17 protein-coding genes, 1 tRNA gene, 1 other RNA gene and 2 pseudogenes are annotated in these 18,660 nt (G+C 74.9%); 14 read left to right on the forward strand and 7 right to left on the reverse strand.

Annotation, left to right across the window (positions count from 1 at the left end; translation table 11 throughout):
• Positions 1–2 precede the first annotated feature (2 nt).
• From GEV43_RS28485 to GEV43_RS28495, 3 genes are all read left to right on the forward strand, one after another.
• Positions 3–74, forward strand: a tRNA-Val gene (locus GEV43_RS28485).
• A 152-nt stretch (positions 75–226) separates the two neighbouring features.
• Positions 227–1,336, forward strand: a complete 1,110-nt coding sequence (gene glnII / locus GEV43_RS28490) for a glutamine synthetase GlnII (protein WP_302931042.1) — start codon at positions 227–229, stop codon at positions 1,334–1,336.
• A 174-nt stretch (positions 1,337–1,510) separates the two neighbouring features.
• Positions 1,511–2,122 carry a hypothetical protein gene (locus GEV43_RS28495; RefSeq protein ID WP_160823329.1) on the forward strand — a complete coding sequence of 204 codons (612 nt, stop codon included), beginning with the start codon at positions 1,511–1,513 and terminating at the stop codon, positions 2,120–2,122.
• A 28-nt stretch (positions 2,123–2,150) separates the two neighbouring features.
• Here GEV43_RS28495 and GEV43_RS28500 read toward each other — a convergent pair whose 3' ends face one another.
• From GEV43_RS28500 to GEV43_RS51235, 4 genes and pseudogenes are all read right to left on the reverse strand, one after another.
• A complete protein-coding gene (locus tag GEV43_RS28500) occupies positions 2,151–2,798 on the reverse strand; it encodes a hypothetical protein (protein WP_160823330.1) in 648 nt (215 codons plus the stop codon).
• 279 nt (positions 2,799–3,077) lie between these two features.
• Positions 3,078–3,548: a universal stress protein gene (locus GEV43_RS28505; RefSeq protein ID WP_160823331.1), complete on the reverse strand. Its 471-nt coding sequence runs from the start codon at positions 3,546–3,548 to the stop codon at positions 3,078–3,080.
• A gap of 52 nt (positions 3,549–3,600) precedes the next feature.
• Positions 3,601–4,167, reverse strand: a complete 567-nt coding sequence (locus GEV43_RS51230) for a TGS domain-containing protein (RefSeq protein WP_309240048.1) — start codon at positions 4,165–4,167, stop codon at positions 3,601–3,603.
• 119 nt (positions 4,168–4,286) lie between these two features.
• Positions 4,287–5,372, reverse strand: a pseudogene (locus tag GEV43_RS51235) (HD domain-containing protein); the annotation flags it as partial.
• 377 nt (positions 5,373–5,749) lie between these two features.
• Between GEV43_RS51235 and GEV43_RS28515 the strand changes: the two are divergent.
• From GEV43_RS28515 to GEV43_RS28540, 6 genes are all read left to right on the forward strand, one after another.
• Positions 5,750–6,739 (forward strand): alpha/beta hydrolase, encoded by a 990-nt coding sequence (locus GEV43_RS28515; RefSeq protein WP_241683075.1) that lies wholly within the window; start codon positions 5,750–5,752, stop codon positions 6,737–6,739.
• 411 nt (positions 6,740–7,150) lie between these two features.
• Positions 7,151–7,435 carry an acyl carrier protein gene (locus GEV43_RS28520; RefSeq protein ID WP_160823332.1) on the forward strand — a complete coding sequence of 95 codons (285 nt, stop codon included), beginning with the start codon at positions 7,151–7,153 and terminating at the stop codon, positions 7,433–7,435.
• A gap of 21 nt (positions 7,436–7,456) precedes the next feature.
• The gene (locus GEV43_RS28525) at positions 7,457–8,389 is read left to right on the forward strand and encodes an alpha/beta hydrolase (RefSeq protein ID WP_160823333.1); all 933 of its coding nucleotides are present in this window, start codon (positions 7,457–7,459) and stop codon (positions 8,387–8,389) included.
• Positions 8,377–9,429 (forward strand): alpha/beta fold hydrolase, encoded by a 1,053-nt coding sequence (locus GEV43_RS28530; RefSeq protein WP_160823334.1) that lies wholly within the window; start codon positions 8,377–8,379, stop codon positions 9,427–9,429. Before GEV43_RS28525 ends, GEV43_RS28530 begins: the two co-directional genes overlap by 13 nt.
• A gap of 158 nt (positions 9,430–9,587) precedes the next feature.
• Positions 9,588–10,685, forward strand: coding sequence for a glycosyltransferase (locus tag GEV43_RS28535; RefSeq protein ID WP_375539059.1), 1,098 nt, complete (start codon positions 9,588–9,590; stop codon positions 10,683–10,685).
• Complete coding sequence (locus tag GEV43_RS28540) at positions 10,682–12,580, forward strand: class I SAM-dependent methyltransferase (protein ID WP_309239881.1); 1,899 nt, start codon at positions 10,682–10,684, stop codon at positions 12,578–12,580. The genes GEV43_RS28535 and GEV43_RS28540 overlap by 4 nt, the downstream gene beginning before the upstream one ends.
• A gap of 33 nt (positions 12,581–12,613) precedes the next feature.
• Here GEV43_RS28540 and GEV43_RS28545 read toward each other — a convergent pair whose 3' ends face one another.
• The 3 genes from GEV43_RS28545 to GEV43_RS28555 form a co-directional block, all read right to left on the reverse strand.
• The gene (locus tag GEV43_RS28545) at positions 12,614–13,012 is read right to left on the reverse strand and encodes a hypothetical protein (protein ID WP_160823335.1); all 399 of its coding nucleotides are present in this window, start codon (positions 13,010–13,012) and stop codon (positions 12,614–12,616) included.
• 58 nt (positions 13,013–13,070) lie between these two features.
• Positions 13,071–13,289: a DUF6191 domain-containing protein gene (locus GEV43_RS51240; RefSeq protein WP_241683076.1), complete on the reverse strand. Its 219-nt coding sequence runs from the start codon at positions 13,287–13,289 to the stop codon at positions 13,071–13,073.
• A 260-nt stretch (positions 13,290–13,549) separates the two neighbouring features.
• On the reverse strand, positions 13,550–14,020 hold the full coding sequence (locus GEV43_RS28555; protein WP_160823336.1) for a pyridoxamine 5'-phosphate oxidase family protein: 471 nt from the start codon (positions 14,018–14,020) through the stop codon (positions 13,550–13,552).
• A gap of 687 nt (positions 14,021–14,707) precedes the next feature.
• On the opposite strand from GEV43_RS28555, the gene GEV43_RS28560 reads away from it, so the two are divergent.
• The 5 genes and pseudogenes from GEV43_RS28560 to GEV43_RS46985 all read left to right on the forward strand — a co-directional run bounded on the left by GEV43_RS28560 (position 14,708) and on the right by GEV43_RS46985 (position 18,374).
• Entirely contained in the window at positions 14,708–15,523 is an 816-nt protein-coding gene (locus GEV43_RS28560) for a Nif3-like dinuclear metal center hexameric protein (RefSeq protein ID WP_160823337.1), read from the forward strand.
• Positions 15,520–16,263 carry a C4-type zinc ribbon domain-containing protein gene (locus GEV43_RS47670; protein WP_309239882.1) on the forward strand — a complete coding sequence of 248 codons (744 nt, stop codon included), beginning with the start codon at positions 15,520–15,522 and terminating at the stop codon, positions 16,261–16,263. Before GEV43_RS28560 ends, GEV43_RS47670 begins: the two co-directional genes overlap by 4 nt.
• Positions 16,260–17,419 (forward strand): annotated as a pseudogene (locus GEV43_RS47325) (bifunctional RNase H/acid phosphatase); the annotation flags it as partial. The gene GEV43_RS47670 and the pseudogene GEV43_RS47325, both read left to right, overlap by 4 nt.
• 53 nt (positions 17,420–17,472) lie before the next feature.
• An RNA gene (rnpB, locus tag GEV43_RS28575) (RNase P RNA component class A) lies at positions 17,473–17,865 on the forward strand.
• A 248-nt stretch (positions 17,866–18,113) separates the two neighbouring features.
• Positions 18,114–18,374: a hypothetical protein gene (locus GEV43_RS46985; protein ID WP_164717151.1), complete on the forward strand. Its 261-nt coding sequence runs from the start codon at positions 18,114–18,116 to the stop codon at positions 18,372–18,374.
• The last annotated feature ends 286 nt before the right edge of the window (positions 18,375–18,660 follow it).

Genomic DNA, 18,660 nt, shown 5'->3' on the forward strand with positions numbered 1-18,660 from the left:
GCGGGCGCGTAGCTCAGGGGTAGAGCACTCGGCTTACAACCGAGCGGTCGGCGGTTCGAAACCGTCCGCGCCCACGGGTCGGGCTCCGGTGCTCGCCGGTCTCAGGCCGGCCTCGCCGGGGCCCGTCGTGCCCTCCCGCGACGTTCTCGCGGCCCTTCTCCCGCCGCCGTCGCCGCCGTGTGACCTGTCTCTCAGCCATGTCGCCGCAGGTCAGAGCGCGTTTTACATGCCGTTCACAAACGGGCAACAGGTCCGAAATGCCCTGTTGCCACTCTCGTGGTGGCCGAAAACCCCACCTGGCCGGCATGACGAAGGGACCGACGTTGAGCTACAAGGCCGAGTACATCTGGATCGACGGCACCGAGCCCACCGCGCGGCTCCGCTCCAAGACCAGGATCCTCGCGGACGGCGCCGAGCTGCCCGACTGGGGGTTCGACGGCTCCAGCACCAACCAGGCCCCGGCGACAAGTCCGACTGCGTCCTCAAGCCGGTCTTCACGTGTCCCGACCCGATCCGCGGCGGCGACCACAAGCTCGTGCTGTGCGAGGTGTTCCTCGTGGACGGCACCCCCCACATCACCAACCAGCGCGCGCTGCTGCGGCCGATCGCCGAGAAGTACGCCGCGCAGGAGTCGTGGTACGGGATGGAGCAGGAGTACACGTTCTTCAAGGACGGCCGCCCGCTCGGCTTCCCCGAGCGCGGCTTCCCCGCTCCCCAGGGCTTCTACTACTGCGGCGTCGGCGCCGACGAGGTCTTCGGCCGCGAGATCGTCGAACGGCACATGGACGCGTGCCTCGACGCCGGGCTGAAGCTGTCCGGCATCAACGCCGAGGTCATGCCGGGGCAGTGGGAGTTCCAGATCGGCCCGGCGGGCCCGCTGGAGGTCGGCGACCACATGTGGATCGCCCGGTGGCTGCTCTACCGCATCGCCGAGGAGTTCGACGTGTCCGCGACCCTGGACCCGAAGCCCGTCGAGGGCGACTGGAACGGCGCGGGCGCGCACACCAACTTCTCCACCAAGGCGATGCGCGAGGGCTACGACGCCATCATCACCGCCTGCGAGGCCCTGGCCGAGAAGGCGCAGGAGCACGTGACCGGCTACGGCGCCGACATCGAGCGCCGCCTCACCGGCATGCACGAGACCGCGCCGTGGAGCGAGTTCAGCTACGGCGTCTCCGACCGCGGCGCCTCGGTCCGCATCCCGTGGCAGGTCGAGGTCGACAAGAAGGGCTACATCGAGGACCGCCGCCCGAACGCCAACATCGACCCGTACGTGGTGGCGCGGCTGATCACCGGCACCTGCTGCGAGGCGCTGGAGAAGGCCGGGCAGGTCTGAGGCTCCCGGCCGGTGCCGCGCGGTACCGGCCGGAACGACCGAGGGGATTCCGGAGCGGGGCGCTCCCGGGATCCCCTCGGCCGTTTCCGGATATGACGACAAAATGAACATCGGCGGAGAGTCCCGCCGATCTTCGCCGGGTAGCACTCCCCACGTCGCATCGTGGGAGGGGACATGGCCGAGACGCCCTACGGGCCGTACTCCGGCGGCGGACGCCGTGCGGGCGGGCGGAGGACCGCGGCCGGACGTTCGTGGGAGCGCTCGTTCCGCTGCCCGGCCACGGCCCGGCGCCCCCGCGAGGCGCCCATGGCCCGCTACGCCGACTTCATCAGGCTGCACGAGGAGATCTCCGCCGGGGAGCCGCCGCGGTCGCGCCGGCTGTGGTGGGCGGGCTCCGCTCTCGCGCTGCTGGCCGGGCTCGTCACGTTCGCCGGGGTGCTGGCGTTCCGGGGGCCGTTCGGCGTGCGCGTCCCCATCTTCGCGGGGCCCGCCGCGACGGCGGAGGGCGCCGCGTTCGGCTACGCCCTCTGCGTCCTCGCCGGAACGCTCCAGGCCACCGCCCTGCTCCAGGTGCTCGTCGCGGTCGCCGCGCGCCCGGTCCGCGCGTTCGCGTGGATCGGCGGGTTCGCCGTCACGCTGCTGACCCTGTTCCCGTTCGCCGTGCCCGGGACGCTGGGCGCCGCCCTCGTCACCGCGGCGTTCGACCTCGTCCTCGGCGCCGGCGTGGTCACGCTGCTGTCCGCCGTGGCCGCCTCGTCCCTTCCTCCCAGGCCCGCCCGCCCCTGAGCGCGCGTCCCGTCGCGAACGCGGCGCGTCAGTGCCGGCCGACGGTGATCGCCAGGGGCTCGGGCGCGCGGGTCGTCGTGACGGGGGTGTGGCGGAGGCGGCGCCACACCTGGAGCTCGATGGGCTGCTCCGGCGCGAGGACCCGCAGCTCGCGATGGATGCCCGAGTACGTCAGCATCAGGAACACCTCCCACGTCCCGCGCGGCAGCGGATCGTCCACGAACGCGCGCGTCAGCGGGACGGCGGCGGTGTAGGCGAGCCCGTCGTCGCCCGCGGCCAGCGCCGCGATCACCTCGTACACCCGGTCCGAGTCGCGGCGGCGCAGCGTCAGCGTCGCCGAGACCGGCATCGTGACGTCGTGGAACGGGAAGTGGCCGGTCACCACCAGCTCGTCGTCGTGGTCGTTCCAGGCCAGGCTGTCGGCGGCCGTGGAGCCCGCGGTGTGCGGACGGCCTCCGACGTCGATCGCGAGGGTCCCGCGCACGCCGAAGTACGCGATCACCGTCGTCGAGTCGGCCAGGAACCGCCGCCGCGGGGAGGTGTCCAGCCCCGGCTCGTGGTCCGGCCCGATCGGCGCCGCGTCCGAACCGGTCGTCAGCGACACGTCCCACACCCCGCCGGGCAACGGCCCATCGCCGTTCAGGTCGGCGACGTCCACCAGCGCCTCGAACCCCACCCGCCCCTCGCCCTGCTCCGGGGCGTCCGGCGGGGCGTCCTCCGCCGTCGAAGGGGAGGTGGGGAGGGAGGTCGCGGGGACGGTCAGGCGGGACGGGCCCTCGCGTTCGCTCAGCAGGATCTCGGGGCCCGGTCGCCGGGGGTGAACGCGCCCAGCAGGCGCAGGCGCGTTCCCGACCAGCCGATGTCCGTCAGGTAAGGATCCGCCATCGCCGCCCCCCGCGTCGTCCGTCGTCCCACCAGATCAGTTCCCGCGATCGCCGCGCAAGGAACCGGCCGGTCAGGGGACGACGGTGACGGGCCAGCGGCCGGTGCGGACGAGCCGTACCGCGACCGACCCGATCAGGCGGTGCCCGGCCTGCGCGGACGCGCCCACCACGACCGCGTCGGCGCGCGCCTCGTCGGCGGTCCGGGCGAGCACCGCGGACGGGTCGCCCTGCTCGGCGACCAGCTCGTACCGGACCGGCATGCTGGCGGCGGCGCGCTCGATCTCGCGGCGCAGCTCGGCCAGGATCTGCTCGCCCGCCTCGCGCATCGCCGCCGCGCCGCCCGGCGTGAGCGTCGAGATCGCGGCGACCGGCGCCACGTGCACCATGATCAGCCGCGAGCCGTTGCGGCGGGCGAGGCCCCAGGCGTACGCGGCGGCGCGCAGGGACGTGTCCGAGCCGTCCACCCCCGCGACGATCACCTTCGGGCCGTCGGTGCCCAGCTCGAAATGGTGCTCCTCGCGCTCCAGCGGCTCGTCGGTCACGGCACCAGGGTAGGGCCCGCGGCCGGTGGACGATCACGCGGGGCGGCGGCGGTCAGGCGCGGGTGAAGCGCGCCAGGAGGTCGTCCAGCCTGAGGCCGCCCGAGGTGAGAGCGGCGTACATCTCGTCGATCTCGGCGTAGCCGAGGTCGCGCGCGACGGCGAGCGAGTCGCCGTGCGCCTCGGCGGCCAGCAGGTCGACCCGGCGGCCCGCGAGGGCGCGGACGAGGCGGCGGCGGCCCGCCTCGGCGGCCTCGTCGGCGCGCCGCCGCGCGAGCCGCCGCCCGATGTGCACGCGGGCCTGCGCGGTCGTCGCGAAGCCGAGCCAGTCCTCCGACGGCGAGCCGCCCGGGTCGGTGAGGATCTCCACCACGTTGCCGCTGCGCACCTCCGCCGACAGCGGCGCGAGCCGTCCGTTGACGAGGGCCCCGATCGAGCGGTCGCCGGTGCCGGGCCCGAGCGCGTACGCGAAGTCCAGCGCGGTCGCGCCCGGGGCAGCGGCACGATCTCGCCCGACGGGGTGAAGACGGCCTCGCCGCCGGACGCGAGGTCGGCGCGGAGCTGGTCGAGGAACTCGGCGGACGGGACGCCCGACTGCCAGGCGAGCAGCCGGCTCAGCCACACCAGGTCGCGGCGGCCCGCGACGGCGTCGGCGGTGGCCGCGCCGTCGTCGCCCGCCTCGCGGATGTGCGCGACGATGCCGTACTCGGCGACCGGGTGCATGGCCCGGCTCCGGACGATCACCTCGAAGGGGTCGCCGCCGGGGTCGATCACCCGGGTGTGCAGCGACCGGTACAGGTTGTCCTTCGGCAGAGCGATGAAGTCGCGGACCTGCCCCGGGATCGGGTGCAGCGCCGCGTGCACCGCGCCGAGCGCGACGTAGCAGTCCTGGACGCCGCCGTCGACCAGCAGCAGCAGCCGCGCGGCGTCGCTCGGCCGCAGCCCGGCGAGGTCGCCGCCGAGGGCCTGGTGCACCGCGTACAGGTGCGAGGGGCGGATCTCGATGCTGCCCCGGAGCCCGTGCTCGGCGAGCGAGGACCGCAGCCGCGCCACCGCCGGGCCGAACGCGCCGCGGGCCTCGCGCAGCGCGACGCGCATCGCGGCGGCGGTCGCGCGGTGCGCCTCGGGGGAGCGGGCCGCGAACGCCAGGTCGTCCATCTCGCGCTTGAGGACGTGGATGCCGAGCCGTTCGGCGAACGGCACGAGCAGCTCGTGCGACGCCTTGGCGTAGCGGGCGCGCTTGTGCGCGGGCTGGAACCGCAGCGTGCGCAGGTTGTGCAGCCGGTCCGCCAGCTTGATCACCAGCACCCGCAGGTCGGCGGAGGCGGCGAGCACGATCTTGCGGAAGGTCTCGGCCTCGGCCCGGTCGCCCCACCGCTCGCCGTCCAGCTTGGTGACGCCGTCCACCAGCACCGCGACCTCCTCGCCGAAGTCGGCGCGGACCTCCCCGAGGGTGTACGGGGTGTCCTCGACGGTGTCGTGCAGCAGCGCGGCGACGAGCGTGGTCGTGTCCAGGCCCATCCCCGCGAGGATCATCGCGACGGCGAGCGGATGGGTGATGTAGGGGGCGCCCGACTTGCGGAGCTGCCCGCGGTGGAGCCGTTCGGCGACCGTGTAGCCGTACAGCAGCCCGGCCTCGTCGCCGCCGGGGCAGGCGGACCGGTGCGCGTCGATCAGCGGGGCGACGGCCGCGCGCGCCGGGTCGGGCACGGCCCCGGCGCGGCGGCGCAGCGGCACCGGGAACCTGCGGCGGCGCAGCGGCGGCCCCGGGGCCGCGGACGCCCCCGGGCCAGGGCCCGCGGAACTCGCCGGATCGAGGGTCGTCATGGCGCACCCATCTGGCTGCCTGCCCTGTAGCGCGACTGCTACGGGGTGTAACTGGCATTATGCGGGACGGCGCCGCGCGGCCGGAAGCGGGGGGCGGCCGATGCCCCTGGCGGTGGCGGGATCCGGCCGCGTCCGGGCGCGCGCCGGCCGGGCGTGGCGGAACGGGCCCCGGGCACGCCGCGTGACCGCCCGGCCGCTTTGCGGGCGTCCATTACTTGGATCGGACCCCCCGCTGTCAAGACTATTTAACACGCCCTTCATGTGACCGTGATAACTGTCTCGGGTAAGGGCAGGTCGCCATGCCCCGTACACCGCCGGGCCGCCTTTGGTCATTGCCGCCGACGTCCCGTCCCCGAATGGAGCTGGATAATAGCGAAATGATGCCCTCTCCCCGCAGCCTGCGCACCGCCGCGTCCAACCTGACCCACAAGCTGCTGTACGGCCACGTCGCCGATCTGCGCCCCATGCCGACGGAGATGGTCGACGACGGGCCGAAGCGGTCGGTCTACCGCTACCGGCCGCCGGAGGGGGTGGTGCCGGCCGGGCCGCCGGTCCTGTTCGTCCCGCCGCTCGCGGCGCCGGCGCGCTGCTACGACCTGCGCAGGGGGTGCAGCCTCGCCGAGCACGTGGTGAACGCGGGCCGGATCGGCTACCTGCTCGACTACGGCCCGATCGGGTTCGCGGACCGCGACCTGGGCTTCGAGGAGTGGGTCGGGGAGGTGCTGCCGGGCGCGATCCGCGCCGTCAGCCGCGACTCCGGCGGGCAGCCGGTGCAGCTCGTCGGCTGGTGCCTCGGCGGGATCTTCGCGCTGCTCGCCGCCGCCGCCGACCCGGACCTGCCGATCGCCTCGATCGCCGCGATCGCCACCCCGGTCGACGTCCGCGAGATCCGGCTCGCCGCACCGCTCCGGCCGCTCGCCCGCCTGACCCGCGGCACCGAGGTCGATCTGCTCAGCGTCCTGCTGGGCGGCGTGCCGCGACCGGTCGTACGGCGCGCCTATCAGCTCGCCGGGTTCGACAAATACGTGCTGCGCCCTTACAAGGTGATGACCAACCTTGACAATACCGAGTTTCTGGCCCAGATCGAGGCGGTCGATAATTTCACGAACACGATGCTCGCCTACCCCGGACGTACCGCCAGGCAGGTTTATCGTGCGCTTTTGAGGGACAACGCGCTGGCCGAAGACGGAATCGACGTCGGGGGCCGCCGCGCCGACCTCGGCCGAATCCGCGTGCCGGTGCTGGCCATCGCCGGACGCGGCGACGCCCTCGCCCCCGTCCCGTCCGTCCACCCCCTGACGCATCTCCTCGCCGCCGCCCCGCAGGTCCGCTTCGAAACCGCCCCGGCGGGCACCTCGGGGTCCTGACGGGCCGTTCCGCGCGCACGTCCACCTGGGAGCACCTCGACCGCTGGCTGGACGAGGGCACCGTCCGCCACGGCATCCGCCCCCAGCGACGCCTCCCCGCCACCGTCTGACCCACCCGCGTAACCCCGAGCCAAAGGCCGCCCCAAAGACGCTTTGGAGACCGGGCAATCACGACGCTCCCTGGTGTGTCGCCCCCGTGAGAACCCGGTCGCCGACCGTAGTGTGTCGCAGCCAGCCAGGGTTTCGAGCCGCGCGGCCAAGTCCGTCCGCGCGCGACGTCGGGGGGCGGCGAATGACTGCGGCAACACAACAGCGAACCCCCACCCCCTCCACCCCGCCGAGAACCTCGGCCGCACGCCCGGACCGTCCGGACCGTCCGGCAGGAGAGAACGACATGGGGGAGAAGTGAGCATGGCGGACGACATCCTCGGCGAGATCGCGCGGATGCTGGTCGAAGTCGTCGGGGAGGACTTCCTCCAGGACGTCGAGATCGGCATGGACACCGCGTTCAACGAGGAACTGGCGCTGGAGAGCATCGAGTTCGTCGCGCTCGCGCAACGCGTACGGGACCGCTACGGCGACGGGACCGACCTCGCCGCGTTCGTGGCCGACCTGGACTTGGACCGGCTCACGAACCTGACGGTCGGCGACCTCGTCCGCCACCTCGGGCCGCGAGTCCGGCCCGCCGGCGTCTGACCCGTCCGCAGGCTTCCCGCCATGTCCTTCGTCCACACGCGCGACGCGCGGTTCCACGTCATCGACCTCACCCCCGCGAAGCCCGCGGCGCCCCGGCGGGCCTTGCGGCGGGAGCCGGTGGTGATGCTGCACGAACTGTTCACCGGTAGCGCGGCGTCGTGGTTCTTCACCATCGCCCCGGCCGTGGCCCGCACGCGCCGTGTCCGCTTGCCCGACTGGCGCGGTCACGGCATGAGCGAACGCACCGCGACCGGCTACGGCGCCGCCGCGATGGCCGCCGACCTCGCGGAACTGACCGCCGATCTGCCGCCGTTCGCGATCGCGGGCCACGGCCACGGCGCCTCGGTCGCGGTCCGCCTTGCCCTCGCCCATCCCGGCCGCGTGACCCGCCTGGCCCTCATCGACCCGCCCTTCCCCTCCCCGCGGGCCGTCCGACCGCCCGCGTCCGCCAAGGTGCCCGCGTGGGCCACCGCCGTGCCTGGAGCGGCCTTGATCGCAGAGGCTTCGCCGCCAAGGGCCGCGCGAGTCGTGGCGACGGCCGGAGCGCGAGCGGCGGGCGAGTCGCGTTGCGCGGGCGGCGCGCCGTTGGCCGAGGCCGCGCGGGACGGCGCGGGTCCCGGCGTGGCGGCGCTCGTACGGCAGGCGTCGCGGCGGCCCGACAGCGGCGGACGGCGGCGGCTGGCCGGACTGCTGCACGAGACACGCGTACTGGACGAACTAGCGGCAGACCCGCCCGTCACCGCCGAAGAGCTGGCCGCGCTCGGGACGCTGCCGGTACTCGCCGTGGTCGGGACGGACTCGCCGTTCCGTCCGGCCGCCGAACCGGTCGAACGCGCGCTGCCCCGGTCCCGCCGCCACGTCCTGGCGGGTGGGCACGACCTGCACATCACGGCGCGGGCGCGCCTGACGCGACTGCTGACCACGTTCCTGGAGGAGGACACATGTCCGAAGTGACCGAACGCGGAGCCCGGTTCCCCGTGCGGACCGTCGACCCGCGCGGGGGGACATCCCACGGCCCGCCGAACGGTCCGCGCGCCGGTGCCCGCGCCGATCCGCCGGTGGTGGCGTTCGTGCCCGGCCCCCTGCCGGACGACCTGGAGGGCTTCCACCACGCGCTCGCCGGGCCGCTCGCCGAGGCGGGCGCGCGGGCCGTCCTGTACGAGCAGCCCGCGTCCGGCCCGGCCGGGCCCACCGCACGCGGGCCCGCAACGGACGGCGCGGTGGCCGACCTGTTCGCGGTCCTCGACGGCCTCGGCCACCGCGACCCGGTGTATCTGGTCGCCACCGGCCTCGGCGGCGCCGCCGCGCTGAACGCCGCGCTGGCCCGTCCCGAACGCGTCGCCGGGCTCGTCCTCATCGAGGCGTACGGGCCCACCGGACACGAGGACGCCCCGCCGGAAGACACCCCGAACCGCCCCAACCGCCCCGCACCCGCCATGGACGGCCAACGGCCCGCCGACATCTCCGCGTTCGAGCCGGTCCGCCCGGACGACCTCGCAGGCATCAGGTGTCCGCTCCTCGCGGTGTACGGGGAGCGCTCCGACATCGCCGGGGCCGGGCGGCTGCTGCTGCGCACCGTCCCGGACTGCACGCTGCACGTCCTGCCCGGCCACGTCCGCACCGCCTTCCGCGACGGCACGGCCCCACTCCTGGAGATCATGCTTCCCTGGCTCGCCCACCACGCGGGCACCCGCGTACCCGCCGCGACAGCCGAAACCGCTCCCACGACGGCCGCGCCTGTTGCCGCGACGACCGTTCCTGCCAGGGCGGCAAGCGTTCCCGCGACAACCGCTGCCACGACGACCGCCGCTGCGGCCGCTTCCGGGGCGACCGCCGCTGCGACCGCTTCCGGGGCGATCGCCGCTGCGCCCAGTCTCGGGGCGTCCGCCGGTGCATCCGCTGGTAGGGCGGTGTCCGGGGGAGTGGCTTCGGCTGGGGTCGTTGCCCCTGGTGCGGTTGTTCGGGGCGGCTTGGGGATCGGGGGTGTGGCGTGAGTGGGCGGCGGGTGCAGGTTCCCTCGCTGTTCGGGGCCGGGGCCGGGGCCGGAAGCGGCGTCGGGGCTGGGGGCGGTCGGTCGGTGCGGGGCGGCGACGGACCGAAGCGGCGGTTTCTGTTCGCTGTGCCGCCGATCGCCGGGCATGTCGCGCCTACCGTGGCCGTCGGCGCGGAGCTGGCCCGGCGCGGCCACAACGTCGCCTGGACGGGGCACAAACCCGCGCTCGAACGCATGCTGCGGAGCGGCTCGCGCATCCTGCCCGCCTGCGGCGCGCCGTTCGCGGACGGCATCGAAGAGGTCCGGAACGAGTGGGAACGGCTGCGCGGCCCGGCGGCGCTGCGGTTCCTGTGGGAGGACTTCGTCGTTCCGCTCGGGGAGGCGATGCTGCCGGGCGTGGAGGCGGCGATCGACCGGTTCCGGCCGAACGTGGTGATCGCCGACCAGCACGTGCTCGCGGCGCCGGTCGCGGCGCGGCGGCGGGGGCTGCCGTGGGCGACGTCCGCGGCGACGTCCGCGGAGTTCGCCCGGCCGCTCGCGGCGCTGCCGAAGGTCGAGGAGTGGGTGCGGGAGCTGATCGCCGGGTTCCAGCTCTCCCACGGCATCGCGGATGAGGACCTCATCGACCTGCGCTTCTCCGACCATCTGGTGCTGGCGTTCTGCACCGGCGCGCTGGTCGGCGACGTGTCGTTCTTCCCCGACCACTTCGCGTTCGTCGGGCCCGCGTCCGGCCGCCGGCAGACGTGCGACTTCCCCTGGCAGTGGCTGGACGGGCGGCCCGCCGTGCTCGTCACGCTCGACGGCTCGCCGGGCGAACGGTTCTTCCGGGTCGCCGAGGACGCCGTCCGCGGCATGGACGTGCAGGCCGTGTTCGCCGCGCCGTCCGGCGTCCTCGCCGACCCGCCGCCGAACGTCCTCGTCCGCGAGCACGTTCCCCGGCTCAAGCTGCTCGAACGGATGGCGGCGGTCGTCTCCCACGGCGACCACGGCACGGTGTGCGAGTCCCTCGCGAACGGCCTGCCGCTCGTCGTCGCGCCGGTCCGCGGCGACCAGCCCGTCACGGCGCGGCAGGTGGAGGCGTCCGGCGCGGGGATCGCGGTCCGGTTCGGCCGCGTCCGCGCCGGCGAGCTGCGGGAGGCGCTGGACGCCGTGCTCAGCGAGGCCGCCTACCGGGAGGCCGCCGGACGGGTGCGCGACTCGTTCGCCGCGGCCGGCGGCGCGGCGGAGGCCGCCGACCGCTTGGAGAAGCTGACGTGACCTGGCTGCCCGCGCTGCCCGCGCTGCCCGTTCTCGTGACGGCGGGCGTGGCGCTGCACGCGTTCCGGCTCCGCCGCCGCCTCGCCCCGCTGCGCCGCGTGGACGTCGCGGGCCGCGGCGGCGAGCCGCTGTGCTGGGACGGGACGCGCGCGGCGGGCGGCGGCGACGAGCCGTACGGCCTGATCACGGTGGACGGCGCGGTGCTGTCCGGCCCGGCCCGCCGCGCCGCCGCCGCGTACGCCCGCGAGCGCGGCCTCCAGGTGCTCGACCTCGTCCCGGCGGACCTGCCCGTCGACCGGGCGTTCGACCTCGCCCGCACCGTGGACGCCGCCGCCTACCGCACCGACCCGGTCGCGCGCGGGCGCGGCGCCGGGTTCGCCACGATCGTCGACGTCGGGCTGCTCGAACGCGCCGGGGCCCGCGCGGGCGCGCTGGACGCCGGCGAGTACGCGGCGCTCACCGTCCGGCTGCGGCAGTACGCGGAACAGGTCCCGGACGCCGATGGAACGGCGTTCGCCGCCGACCTCGCGGTCGTGCCGTGCCACACCACGCCGCGCGCCGGGCACTGCCGGGCACGCGCGGCGTGGCTGCGCGGGCTCGGGGTGTCGGTGGCGCGGACGGTCGGCGGGTCGATGCTCGGGTACGCCGCCGTGCTGGCCGCGCTGCTCTCCGACCCGGCGTGGGGGCCGGTCGCCGCGCTCGCCTACTGCGCCGCGCCGTACGCGGTGTTCGCGGGCACTCCGGTCTCGCCGCGCGACCTGCACAGCGGCGCGCTGCTGCGGCTCGTCCGGACGCCGTGGACGTGGTGGCGCACGCTCACCGGCCCGCCGTCCGCGTACGACCGGCGCCGCGCCGAACGCGTGGAACGGGCCCGCAGGGCGTACCGTCCCGACCTCGCGCAGGGCGTCCTGCGGTTCCTGGAGCCGCGCCGCGACGACTGCCCCTGGTGCGGATCGCGGACGCTCCGGAAGCTGCTGACCAGCGGCGACGTCGTCCAGGCCAAGCCCGGCCGGTTCACTGTCGAACGGTGCGGCGGCTGCGGGCACGTCTTCCAGAACCCGCGGCTCACCGAGGCCGGACTGGCGTTCCACCACCGCGACCTCTCCGACGGGCTCGGCGCCGAGGAGTTCGAACGCCTCGCCGCCGCGCGGGGCGGGCGCGTCCACCGCGCCCGCGCCGAACTGGTCGCCGGACACCTGACGCCCCGTACCTGGCTGGACGTCGGCGCGGGGCACGGCCACTTCTGCCGGACCGCCCGCACCGTCCTGCCCGGCACCGCGTTCGACGGCCTCGACCTCGGCGCCGGGATCGGCGAGGCGGCCCGGCGCGGATGGGTGCGGCGCGCGCACCGGCGGCCGTTCACCGAGATGCTGGACGACCTCGCCGGACGGTACGACGTGGTCAGCATGCACCACTACCTGGGGCGCCGGCCGGACCCGCAGGCCGAGCTGGACGCCGCCGCCAAGGTCCTGCGGCCCGGCGGGCACCTGCTGATCGAGCTGCCCGACCCCGGGTCGCGCCTCGGCCGGCGCCTCGGCCGCTTCTGGCCGTACTGGCTCCAGCCGCAGCACCTGCACCTGATGCCGATGGGCAACGTGGACAAGGCCCTCGCCGCGCGCGGATTCCGCGTCGTCGCGCGCGAACGCCGCCGCGCCGGACAGGGCGGCGACCTCGTGGGCACCGTCGCCGTCGCGCTCAACGCCGTCGCGCCGCCGCCCGAACGCCCTTGGTCCGTACGCCCGCCGCGCCCCGCCGACCGCGCGCGCCGCGCCGCCGGGCTCGCGGTCGCCGCCCCGCTGCTCCTGCCCGCGCTGCTCCTCGACCGGCTGCTCGTCCCGCTGGTCCCGGGCACGAGCAACGCCTACCGCATCCTCGCCCGGAAGGACGAAGGCTGATCCCGTCCAAGCCCAGGCCGCGAACGGCCTCGGTCACAACTTGGGGCGGAACGGGCGGCGGTGGGCGGGGTCGTCGGGCTCGGCCTCGCCGCGCAGGGCGGTCTCGACGAGTTCGATGGCCTGGAGGAGCGAGACGAGGCGGCCGCCCTCGCGCCGGTAGGTCTCCAGGACGGCCTCGACGCCGTGCGGCGGGACGATCTCGGCGAGGTCGACCCGGGCGGTGCGGAACCCCTCGCGGGCCGCGTCCACCGAGGCGTTGACGTGGTGCCGCGCCATCCGCGCCAGCGCGATCGGGTAGCGCCGCAGGACCCCGTAGCGGCGGTACTCCGGCGGCACGAGTTCGAGGAGCCACGACAGCGCGGTGTCCTCGAAGCGCTCGGTGCCCGGTGGGTGCACCTGCGCGGGCCAGCCGGGGGGAACGTAGGTGCTCACCCGTTCACGATAACCCGACGTTCGAACCTATGTTCGAAACAAACCGGACACAAGTTCGTTACTCGGGCAAGGGCGGTCCCGCGGGTCCCGCCGGTTCCGAGGCGTCCGCGGGCCCGGACGCGCCGTTGCGGCGGATGCGGATCTTGCCGGAGTCGAGGTCGTCCCGCCCGGAGCCCGCGACCTGGTGGTCGTCCTGGCGGAGCAGCCGCTCGCGCTGCTGCTCCTCCTGCTTGACCTTCTTGGAGCCCTCGAAGGCGGACGCGAGGTCCTCGAACATGCCGCCGCCGAACCCGGCGCCGGTCTCGCCGTCCCCCGGATGGCGCCCATCAGGGACGACTTGCCCGTGCCCTCCTGAGGCCAGTCGACGACCTCCTGCTCGGACGGCTTGGGCTTGGCCGGCGTACGGCCCTTCAGGCGCTTGCGGCGGCGAAAGGGTGACTTCACACACTCTCCAACGCGATGAGTCTCCGAAATGATCCCGCGAGCCGTTCGTCCCCGAACGTCCCGGGCGTCCGCCCGCGCGGTCGCCCGGCCCATTCAACGCCCGAACGACCAGCGGGTGGGAGAGCCGGTGAAGTCTCCCTGTCTGAGTCCGAATGCCCACTGTGGCCGCACCGCTACCGTCGCGTTCACCGCGGGATCCAGGAAATCCACACGATAGCCGGTGGAGTACTTCGCGTTGACCAGGTCGATGAACCGCTGCAAGGCGCGCGGTTCGGTGACGATCTCCGCCCGGCCCTCGATCACCACCGGGTCCTCCGCCTCCTCCGTGGTCACCACCACCTGCGGGTTGAGCCGCAGGTTGACGATCTTGCGGGACGGCACGCTGCTGCTGAACATGAGCGCGTCCCCGGACCAGGCGCCCCACACCGGCATCGCGTGCGGGCGCCCGTCCGGCCGGACGGTGCACAGCCAGAAGTTGCGCGCGGCCTTGATCCGTTCGAGCGCCCACGACCAGGGCAGCAGCCCGCTCCCCTCGTCGGGCCCCTTCAGCCGGTACCCGGGCATGTACGGCCGCTCCGCCCGAGGCTCCGGGACGGACGCGGCCCCCGAGAACCGATCAGGCGGCGACAGCGCCCCCGGCGGCGCGGCTGCGGACGGCGCGCCCGCCGGCGGCACAGCTGTCGCCGGCGGCACGGGTCCTGGCGGCGCGGCACCGGGCGACATGGCCTCCGGTGGCATGGCCGCCGGTGACGCGGTGGGCGGTTGTGCCTGTGCGGTGGGCGGCGGGGTTCGTACGTGCCGTACGAGATGGCAGGAGCTTCCGGCGTGCCGTACGCGGGGGGAACGGGCGCGGCGTACGGAGCGGGCGGCGGTGCGGGCGCCGGATACGGAGCGTTCGGCGGTACCGGTGCCGCGTGCGGAGCGTTCGGCGGTGCGGGTGCGGCGTGCGGAGTGGGCGGGGGTCGGGGGCGGGGGCGGCGGCGCGGGTGCCGCGCCTGGTGCGGCGGGCGGTGGTGCGGGTGCCGCGCCGGGCACGTCGGTCGTCGGTCCGGGTGCCTGGCCGGTCACGCCGGACACGGGTCCGGGTGCCGCGCCGGGCCTGGCGGGCCCCGGGCCGGATGCGTCGGTGGGAACCGACATCACGATCTCCCATCGGTCGGGCTCTCCCTGTCCCATCGTTCCAGACCCCGGCGCCGGGCGGTGACCGCCGGTGGCTCGGCTGGAGCCCTCCGGGGCGGTAGCCTGCGGGACGTGCGCCTATCCCATGTCGTCGCGGCCCTCGAAGACCTCTATCCGCCGTCGTGGGCCGAGTCCTGGGACGCCGTCGGCCTGGTCTGCGGCGAGCCGGACGCGCCCGTCCGCCGGGTGCTGTTCGCGGTCGACCCGGTGGCCGCCGTCGTGGACGAGGCGCTCGACCTGCGCGCCGACCTGGTCGTCACCCACCACCCCCTGCTGCTGCGGGGGGTGCACGGCGTCCCGGCGACCACGCCCAAGGGCCGGCTGGTGCACCGCATGATCAAGAACGACGTGGCGCTGTTCACCGCGCACACCAACGCCGACGTGGCCGACCCCGGCGTGTCGGACGCGCTCGCGCGGGCCGTCGGCCTCGCCGGGGACCTGCGCCCGCTGGCGCCCGCCCCGGACGACCCGCGCCGCGGCCTCGGCCGCGTCGGGGACCTCGCCGAGCCGCTGACCCTGAAGGAGTTCACCGCCCGCGCGGCGGCCGGGCTGCCCGCCACCGCGCAGGGCGTCCGCGCCGCCGGCGATCCCGCCCGGACGGTCCGCACCGTCGCGGTGTGCGGCGGCGCGGGCGACTCGCTGCTCGACGCGGCGCGCGCCGCGGGGGTCGACGCATACCTGACCGCCGACCTGCGGCACCATCCCGCCTCGGAGTTCACCGAGCGCGGCGGGCCCGCCCTGGTCGACGCCGCGCACTGGGCGACCGAGTGGCCGTGGCTCGCCGACGCGGAGCGGCGGCTGGCCTCGGCCGCCGGAGGCGACCTGGAGACCCGGGTGTCCACGCTCGTCACCGACGCGTGGAACCTGCATGACGAAGGAGTGAAGTGAAAGCCGCACCGCAAGCCCAGCTACGCCTGATCGACCTCCAGGAGCTCGACAGCTCGCTCGACCGGCTGGCGCACCGCCGCCGGACCCTGCCCGAGCTGGCGGAGATCGAACGGCTCGACGGCCGGCTGACCGAGCTGCGCGACGCGATCGTGGCGGCCGAGACGGAGGTCGGCGACCTCGACCGGGAGCAGCGCAAGGCCGAGCAGGACGTCGACCAGGTCCGCGCCCGCGCCGACCGCGACCAGAAGCGGCTGGACTCCGGGCAGGTCACCTCGGCCAAGGACCTGAGCGGCCTCCAGGCCGAGATCGAGTCGCTGCACCGCCGCCAGGGCGACCTGGAGGAGGTCGTCCTGGAGATCATGGAACGGCGCGAGGAGGCCGAGAGCAGGGTCGCCTCCCTGCGCTCGGACCAGACGGCCGCGCAGGAGGAGCTCGCCGGACTCGCCGAGCGCCGCGACGCCGCCCAGAAGCAGATCGACGAGGAGGCGGGGACGACCGGCGCGGCCCGTACCGCCGTCGTCAAGGACGTCCCCGAGGACCTGCTCGCGCTCTACGAGAAGCTGCGCGGCCAGTTCGGCGGCGTCGGCGCGGCCAGGCTGCACCGCGGCGCCTGCCAGGGCTGCCACCTCGCGCTCAACACCGTCGACGTCAACCGCATCCGGGCCGCGGCCGACGACGAGGTCATCCGCTGCGAGGAGTGCCGCCGCATCCTCGTCCGCACCCCCGAGTCGGGCCTGTGACGCGCAGGCTCGTCATCGAGGCCGACGGAGGCTCCCGGGGCAACCCGGGGCCCGCCGGGTACGGGGCGCTGGTGCGCGACGCGCTGACCGGCGAGGTGCTCGCGGAGGTCGCCGAGTCGATCGGGCACGCGACCAACAACGTGGCCGAGTACCGGGGGCTCATCGCGGGGCTGCGGGCGGTGGCGGAGATCGACCCGTCCGCCCGCGTCGAGGTGCGGATGGACTCCAAGCTCGTGGTGGAGCAAATGTCCGGCCGCTGGAAGATCAAGCACCCGGACATGGTGCCGCTCGCCCTGGAGGCCCGCGACCTGGCGTCCGAACTGGGCCCCGTGTCGTACGGCTGGATCCCCCGCGACCGCAACGCGCACGCCGACCGCCTCGCGAACGAGGCCATGGACGCCGCGGCACGCGGCGAGCACTGGGTCCGCAAGATCGAGGAGGACCCCCCGGCCGACGGCCCCGCGCCGGACCGGGAGGCCACCTCGGACCGGGCGGCCGCGCAGGCGCGGGACGGCGCGGACAGCGAGGCGCCGGGCTGGTCCACGGCGACGTCCGCCCCACGCGGACGCTGCTGCTGCGGCACGGCGAGACGCCGCTGTCGGCGGAGAAGCGGTTCGCGGGGATCGGCGAGTTCCCGCTGACCGAGGCGGGGCGCGCGCAGGCCCGCGCCGCCGCGCTCGCGCTGGAGGACCGGGGGATCGACGCGATCGTCACCTCGCCGCTCGTCCGGTGCCGCGACACCGCCGCCGAGGTCGCGGCCGTCACCGGAGCCGGCGTACGGGTCGAGGACGGCTTCCGCGAGACCGACTTCGGCGAGTGGGAGGGCCTGACGTTCCGCGAGGCCGGCGAACGTTCGCCCGCCGCCCTGAAGGCGTGGCTCGCCGACCCCGGCGTGGCGCCGCCCGGCGGGGAGAGCTTCGCCGAGGTCGCGCGGCGCGTCGGCACGGCCCTCGACAAGCTCAAGGTGCGCTACCGGCACCGGACCGTGCTGCTCGTCTCGCACGTGACGCCGATCAAGCTGCTGGTGCGGGAGGCCCTCGGCGCGCCGATGGGCGCGCTCTACCGGATGCGCCTGGACGTGGCGTCCCTGTCGGCGATCGACTGGTACGACGACGGCCCGGCGTCCCTCAGCTCGTTCAACGACACCCACCACCTCCACGCCGAGGGGCGGGAATCCGCGGGGGCGGGAGGCGCTAACCTAGGCGTGGACGAGCCGGCCGGACGGCCGCGTCGGGGGCCTCCGGGCTCCCGCCGAGGAAAGTCCGGGCTCCACAGGGCAGGGTGGTCGGTAACGCCGACCCGGGGTGACCCGCGGGACAGTGCCACAGAAAGCAGACCGCCACCGGTCCGCCGGTGGTAAGGGTGAAACGGTGAGGTAAGAGCTCACCAGCGCCCACGGTGACGTGGGCGGCTCGGTAAACCCCACCCGGAGCAAGGTCAAGAAGGGAAGCGGCGCTTCCCGCGCAGGCGTTCGAGGGCGGCCCGCCCGAGCCTGCGGGTAGACCGCTGGAGGACGCCGGCAACGGCGTCCCGAGATGGATGGCCGTCGCCCGCCGCGCGAGCGGCGGAGCACAGAACCCGGCTTACAGGCCGGCTCGTCCACCCCCGCCCCCGCCGATCGGGGCCCCGCCGATCGGGCGAATCCCCTTTGCATTCCTGAAACGTTCCCATAATCCGGCGTTGAGCAAAAAAAGCGCCGGAGTGGTGCGGATCTCGACGGCTTCGGGTCACACGACACAAAGGATCCAAAACAGCGCGCCTAACGTCTCAGGTACAGCCGGTCACCTCGGGGAGATCGGCGGTGGCGGCGGCGGGACACCCGGTACGTGTCCCGCAGAGAGGAGCGCCGAATGTTCATCATCCTGGTCGTGATGTTCGGGCTCATCGGACTGCTGGCGTCCGTGCTCTACCTGGCGGACTTCGCCCGGGCCAGCCGGCGCGACGCGCTGTTCCTTCCAGCCTCGAACCGGCGCGCGCGGCGGGCGCGCAAGGTGACGGGCATGTACATCCGCGGCGGCGACTTCCTCGACGGCGGCGAGGACGGCGAAATCCACGGAAACGACGAAATCGACTATCTCCGGGGCGGCGACGACCAGCTCGTAGGCCGCTGACCCGGCGTGGGCCGTCCGCGGCGGGACGGCCCACGCCCCTCCCTTCCGGCGGGGCCCACGTGCACGGGCCCCGCCGGAACGGGCGGGGGACGGGAGGCGGCCGCATGAGTCGGGCCGCCGCCCCGGCACGGGGACGGAACGAACGAAGGCGCCCGCGCGGGCATTCGACGCGCGGGCGCCTCTCTGTTCGAACGACCTCCCGAACCGCGCCGTTAAGCCGTTGAGTGGTCAGGCCGTCGAGGGCGCGGCGTTAAGGCTGCGGTGTTCGCACCACTCCTCGGGGGCC

The organism is Actinomadura sp. J1-007 (assembly GCF_009793335.1).
GTDB lineage: Bacteria > Actinomycetota > Actinomycetes > Streptosporangiales > Streptosporangiaceae > Spirillospora > Spirillospora yumaensis.